1 protein-coding gene and 1 pseudogene are annotated in these 1,945 nt (G+C 39.2%); both read left to right on the top strand.

The window, feature by feature from the left end:
• On the top strand, window positions 1-949 hold a 949-nt coding region (locus tag BN3326_RS22115; protein WP_207646375.1), incomplete at its 5' end, for a hypothetical protein.
• 725 nt (window positions 950-1,674) lie between these two features.
• A pseudogene (locus BN3326_RS18375) lies at window positions 1,675-1,945 on the top strand (hypothetical protein); the annotation flags it as partial.

Raw genomic sequence — 1,945 nt, 5'->3', positions numbered from 1 at the left:
TGGAGATACAGGCCCAACAGGAGATACAGGCCCAACGGGAGACACAGGGCCAGGCGTATTTGTATGGGGTGCAGAACCGACTATCATATGGGCAGATTCAAGTGCTCCAGGTCCTGGCACTGGCACCCCTGAAGAGCCCTATAGTTCTCTTCAGGCTGCCATTAACGGAGCGACTACCAGCACGTTTGCTAACACTTTTGGTATGAGAGCACGTTGTATCGTTTTAATAGCAGCAAATTCAGCTTTTGATGAGGATGTTGTAATACCGCCTGCAAGGCATGTGCAGCTTCTTGGCCTGGGACCATGGGTGTTAGGTGATGCAGCATTAGCTAATTTTGCATCATCTGTTCCTAGAAATATAACAATTCAAACAAATTCAGCGGCAGAAGATTTTTACACGGTGCAAGGACCTGCTTTTGTAGCAAGGCCTGTAACAGTAATTGGTACTTTTGACAGCGGAACATCTGTAAGTACCCATACGAACTACACAGATGGAGCAATTATAAGCGGAGATATTATATTTCAAAATACTGACCCTGTAGATCCTTTTACAACCATTGAATTTCAACTCCATAACGCTAGAGTTGTAGGAAGCATCATGCAGGCAGCTGTTGATCCGCATCAGGGTCAGCTCAATACCTATATTTACAACAGCAGAGTCAATATTATAAATCATGTTGGTCTAAGAATTCAGCGTATGGTGGATAGTGTTTCGGATGGAACGATCACAGCGGCCGTGTATTCTCACATTACAAATACGACTATCAATGGAAATGTGACCATCGGCGGGGCGAGTGGGGATGTACCACCGACAGGTATTTTCAGTAGTCAGTTTAGTACGATAACGTGGACTGGGCCACTTGTGCTTGACACATCTTCTAACTTCTATTTTGTTAGTAGTGGATCCATCTTGGTTGGAGCGAAAACGATTTTGTTTAGTCTTGCATAATTATATGTTTACGTGTTTTCTGCTTAAAAGATCAGTGCAAATTTTCATATGTTTATAAGTAATTTATATAAAAAAGTAGGGAAATAGTTGTCAATAATGCAGTTTATAATTCTCGAGGATTTGTAGTAGATCAGGAATCCTTGTCTTCGCGGGTAACTCGTGGGCATTCCAGAAAATGCGGTCGATATAGCATTGTTAGTTGGTACAATAGTGGGAGCTCCTTACGATCCTCTAACTGAGTTAGCAGATAATAATAGTGATGCTTCAATTAGTGATCAAAGGTAGAGCATAGAGGATTAAAATCATGAAGCAGCTTTTTCGGTTCTGCCTAATGGCATTATAATTTCATTATTAATGTCTATAGTAGATAGGGAAGTAGTAATGGTCCTACAATCGAAATTTTATAATAATGTTCGAAGTATTTATGGAGTACTAAAATAAATGAATTCATTTATTTTAGTACTTTTTTGCACGCCCTCTTGTAAATATAGCATGATTAGTACTAAAGATAAGTCTAAAAATGAAACAAGTTGAGGGTACGTATTCTAAAATTCTACATATTATGATACTAGCTATTTTATTAATAGTAATGTATTAAAAGCGAGGGGGCGCTAAAATGATTGACGGTAATATGTACTGAGATAAAAGACATAATAGCAATTGCAGAAAGGAATACAGAGAAGAGCGTTATAGTAATTTTAATTGTTACGTAAGGGGGGATTAGGATGAGTAATATAGCTTTACAAGTAGAACGTCTGGCTGCTGGAACGGTGGTATCGGGAGGAAATGTTATATTCGATACAACTGTATATACAGCAGGAAATATTAGTTATAATCCGTTAACTGGAGTAATAACTTTTAATGAAGCAGGAAGGTATGTTCTAGATTGGTGGGTAGCAACTCAATCAGTTCAGGGCGCAACGGGGGTTGTTTTTGCAATTAATTCTTCACAAGGGGATGTTTTAGAGGGAGACTCCCCCATAAAAACAGGAGAAG

Origin of the sequence: Cellulosilyticum sp. I15G10I2 (assembly GCF_900095725.1) — a bacterium.
GTDB lineage: Bacteria > Bacillota > Clostridia > Lachnospirales > Cellulosilyticaceae > FMMP01.
Note: the sequence above shows the minus strand (reverse complement) of the source record. Positions and strands in the feature narration are given on the sequence as shown.